Below are 4531 nucleotides of genomic sequence, written 5' to 3'. Positions count from 1 at the left end.
ACCTGTACAGATTGGGAAGTTAAACAAATAGCTTCAATGCTATAATAAGGGTAACGGGGGAGGTTGTCAAGTAGTTTTTTTGTTGCTATTGGATGATACTAGAATTCAGGAAAAAAGAAACTAGTTTTGTTTCACAACAATGCATCTTTTCATTCCCGCCAAGTCATATACATACTCCTGAAAAGATAATCCATATGAGGGAATTATTTTGTCGATATTGTTTTGATCTTCGCCTATTTCCAATATCGCAGCCCCATTCTTTTTAAGGCACTTTCTCAATATTGGAAAAATACTCAAGTAACAGCTCAAACCATCAATACCGCCATCAAGGGCCATTTTCGGTTCTTTTTGCACTTCTGCTTGCAGGTCTTTTAATTTACCGCTTTTGATATATGGAGGATTGCTAATTATAAGATCAAACAAGCCTCTGCACTTTGTCCACGAACTTGGAAGTATTCTAGCTCTGCTAGGTAGATTATGCTTTTCTACGTTCTGGCAGGCAACCTTATATGCTTCCAAGCTTTTTTCAAAACCGATGCCAACAGCATGTTCATATTCGCTAAGTACGGATATCAGTAAGCAACCTGTGCCTGTGCCGAAATCTGCGATTTTTAGTTTCTGCTCCTTGTTGGGGTAGTATTTTAACACTGCTAAGATTATTGTTTCACTGTCTGGTCTTGGGTCCAAAACATGCTGATTAACTATGAAATTTTTGCTCCAGAATTCGCGATTACCTATTATTTGCGATATCGGATACCTTTCCGCCCTTTTTTTCGTTAATTTCCAAAATAACTGTTCTTTCTCTATCGGCACCTGATTAGCATGGCTCATAATTATGAATGGTCTTTCTACGCCAAGAACGTGCTGCATGATGATTTCACAGTCTAGGCATGGTGACTCAACTTTATGCGATAATAATAGTTCTGATCCCTCTTGAATTAGAGTGCTGATAGTTTTCATCGTCTCAAAAATTTGGCTCTTTCAGCCAAGAATAGTGAGCCCCAGTTTAGAATAACTGTATCATATTCCAGTGTCAAACAAGTTATAATCTAGTTACTTCAGTTCTACTCTTGACGTATAAAGCTTCTTCTAGTTCTGTTGAAGGATTTTCCGTTCTTTCCAGTTGAGTATCTAACTTGTTCTGTATGTTCAATAAAGCTGAATCAAAGTTTTCATCAACCTGATTTGCTTCATGCATATTATCCATTGATTCCTCAAATTCTTCCACACCACATAGACTTCTTGTTTCTTGCGGCATGCTTTTGAATATTTCTCTTATTTGGGCTAAGTTTTGACGAATTTGCTCCTGATATCCAGCAATTCTTTCTTGATATATATCGATCATTTTCTGGCATAATCTACTTCTAAATGGATGCTTCTCTTTTTCCTCTACGTAAGGGTTTTGAAAGTGTTTACAGTTAAGAATTGCTTCTCTATATTTTTTTATGTCGTTAATTATTCCGATTATTGACTTACCTATTTCCCTCAAATTTCCTTCCTGTTCTTTTCTTTCAATTACACTTTTGGATTCATTTTTTGCCTGGTTCATTTTGTCATATAGGTTTTTGCATTCTTTATAAGATGCTATTGGTTGCAACACTCCTTCTTCCACGCCTTTATCGTAAAAATTCTTTAGCTCATTACTTGATAGTATTGCTATAGCATCTTCTCTTTTACCGTGTGATTTAGGGTACGTTTTATTGAATGAGCTAACATGGCTTAATAAGAAGTCTTTAATGAACTCTTCTTTTTTTACTGCAAATAGCTTTTCTAGTGTTTCGATATATTTTAAAGTTTCCGCAAAAAGCTGTCCACCAGATGGAGTAAATCCCTGTAATTGCTTGCTTTGGGCTTGATAAAAATCGGTTTGCAAAAAATCCTCAGCTTGCTTTTTCATTACTGAGAGTTCATGGAATGCTTTTTCTCAGAATACTAGTGGCTTTTCTAACTGCTTTCTCTCTTTTTTTATTACCCTGCTTTTCATTTAATATTAGGCGCTCAGTTTTGGTGAAAGCGTCACCGCTAGCACTCTTGACAATGTTACAAACAATGTTTTTTACAACTTGCTCAGTTGCCACATAATCTATTTCCCTTGCAAAACAATCAACAAACAATTGCCAAATTTTCTTATCGACAAACTTATTTACCTTATTTTCAAAATCTTCTCTGCCTTTAAAACCTAAGATGGTATAGAGGTTTTTTTCAACTATTGTCTCGTCATAATGTTTTATTACTTTATTATTAGAGATTTACTGATTTTAATTGTACCCATGATGTTACTTCAACACTATAATAAAAGTATAAAATTTAATATTTAATTTTTACTTACTGTAAACGTAGTTGGAGCTGTGAAATATGGGGATGTCATACTAGTTTTGCTTCTATATTAAAACTTTAACTCCTAGCTCGTTATTAGTAATATTATTCATGTAAATAACTATAGTTTATGCCTGAACTTGGAAATATATTGCTATTGGTAGCTTGCTTATTGTCCTTAACATATTTATTTCTACCGCTCAGTTCCTATCGGTTCATCACTATTGCCATATTTTTCTGTGCATCAGCGTCAATGGCTATTTTGATTTACTGTCACATTACAGACGATTTCTCACTTGAAAACGTATATTACTACTCTCATACAACAAAACCTTTGATCTACAAAGTCTGTGGTGTTTGGGGAAATAAAGAAGGGTCTATGTTACTTTGGACCTTAGTGCTTGCCTTTTACTTGTTTCTGATGAGCATTTTTATTGATAATAACAGTGAACTGAAGAAGGTATCCTTGATCGCTCAGGGCTTGATTTGCTTTTGTTTTTTGTTGTTCACTTTATTTGAGTCTAATCCTTTTGCTAAAATGCCAAGTGTTGAAACAGATGGTCTTGGTCTTAACCCAATATTGCAAGACATAGGTCTTGCTGTTCATCCACCGATATTGTATTTAGGGTACCTCGGATTTAGCGTTCCTTTTTCGCTCTCTATAGCTGGACTCATTGCAAACGCTGAGGGAAACGTTTGGGCTAAAGCTGTTAGACCTTGGGTGCTTGTTTCTTGGTCTCTGCTTACTTTGGGCATTAGCCTTGGCAGTTGGTGGGCATATCGTGAACTTGGTTGGGGTGGATTTTGGTTTTGGGATCCAGTGGAAAACGTTTCTTTGATGCCGTGGCTAGTTGCAGTGACGCTGACACATCTGCTACTTGTGGTACAAAATTTCAATGTTTTAAGAAACTTTGCCATTTTGCTCGCGCTTACAACTTTTACATTGAGTGTAACTGGAACATTTTTAGTCCGCTCTGGAATACTCGCTTCGGTGCACACATTCGCTGATGATCCAAAGCATGGACTGTATATACTAGCTTTACTTGGTGTAATTACAGTCAGTAGCTTAGCAATATTTGTAGTATTTACAAAAAAAAATCGTCCATCTTTAGTGTCATTTCAGCGCTTGACATTGGAACCCAGAAAAAAAGAAGCAAGCAATCAAGCCACTCAGATGACAGGGAGGAGAAAATTCTTCTCACGTTTCACGATGATGTTGATAAACAATTTATTGTTCATCACTGCTTTTTTCGTCGTATTCGTTGGCACTTTATACCCTACAATACTTGAATATTTAACTGGCGAGCTTATCTCAGTTGGAGCACCATATTATAATTCCTTATTTAACCCTATTGCACTGGCTATTTTAGTCCTTACGATAATTGGGCAATACTGCCGTTGGCAGGGAAATAGCCTATTGCCAATATTACGTGAATATAGACTCTCATTTTGTAGCGCTACAGCTATTTTGCCGTTTATCCTTCACACGGAGCTGATGATTGTGCTATCAATTGCCATCTCCATAGCGCTATTAGTCTTTATTTTGGAAGCATACAGTAAAAGAATTCGCTTATTTAAAGCAGCATTTAGTGAATCAATTTTACTGGCAAAAAGAGTTTCCAAGTCCTACTATGCAATGATGCTAGCTCACGCTGGAGTGGCAATTCTGGTACTTGGTGTAGCCTACTTAGTTGGTTGGCAGGAAAAAAAGGAGAATTACCTAAAAATAGGGGATAGCATAACAGTCAATAAATTCAAAGTCACTTTACGAGATATTGAGTTGATAAAAAAGAAAAACCTCCATGCAGTGAGAGGAACAATGGATATCAGGAATTTGTTGAATAATAAGGTAATAGGTGAAGTAACTCCTGAATATAGATTTTACCTTGTGGAAGGTCAAAAGAACGTTGAAAGCAGTATTTATCACAATTTATTTTCTGATATTTATGTTGTAATTGGCGAGATCGACAAAAGTAAGAGCAAGATCGCCACTAAGGTACACTATAAACCTGGAATGCCTGCAATCTGGCTTGGATCCTTCCTCATCACTTTTGGCTCGCTCCTTGCTGCTCTGCCTTTATTGAGAAGATTTCAATAGGACTCCTTTATATTATCACAAAAAAACTACTTGACAACCTTTGCCGTTACCCTTATCATAGCTAGTGAAGCTATTTGTTTAACTTCCCAATCTGTACAGGTTAAAATGACAAGAGAA

3 protein-coding genes are annotated in these 4531 nt (G+C 36.3%); 1 reads left to right on the top strand and 2 read right to left on the bottom strand.

The window, feature by feature from the left end:
* Window positions 1-120: 120 nt before the first annotated feature.
* Window positions 121-960 (bottom strand): peptide chain release factor N(5)-glutamine methyltransferase, encoded by an 840-nt coding sequence (gene prmC, locus DM84_RS05025; RefSeq protein ID WP_250778827.1) that lies wholly within the window; start codon window positions 958-960, stop codon window positions 121-123.
* Window positions 961-1042: 82 nt separating this feature from the next.
* Window positions 1043-1897: a hypothetical protein gene (locus DM84_RS05020; RefSeq protein WP_250778826.1), complete on the bottom strand. Its 855-nt coding sequence runs from the start codon at window positions 1895-1897 to the stop codon at window positions 1043-1045.
* 549 nt (window positions 1898-2446) lie between these two features.
* Here DM84_RS05020 and DM84_RS05015 point away from each other — a divergent pair.
* Window positions 2447-4414 (top strand): heme lyase CcmF/NrfE family subunit, encoded by a 1968-nt coding sequence (locus tag DM84_RS05015; RefSeq protein ID WP_250778824.1) that lies wholly within the window; start codon window positions 2447-2449, stop codon window positions 4412-4414.
* The last annotated feature ends 117 nt before the right edge of the window (window positions 4415-4531 follow it).

Origin of the sequence: Wolbachia pipientis, from assembly GCF_023661085.1 — a bacterium.
Taxonomy (GTDB): Bacteria; Pseudomonadota; Alphaproteobacteria; order Rickettsiales; family Anaplasmataceae; genus Wolbachia.
This window is presented reverse-complemented; position numbering and strand designations above follow the sequence as displayed.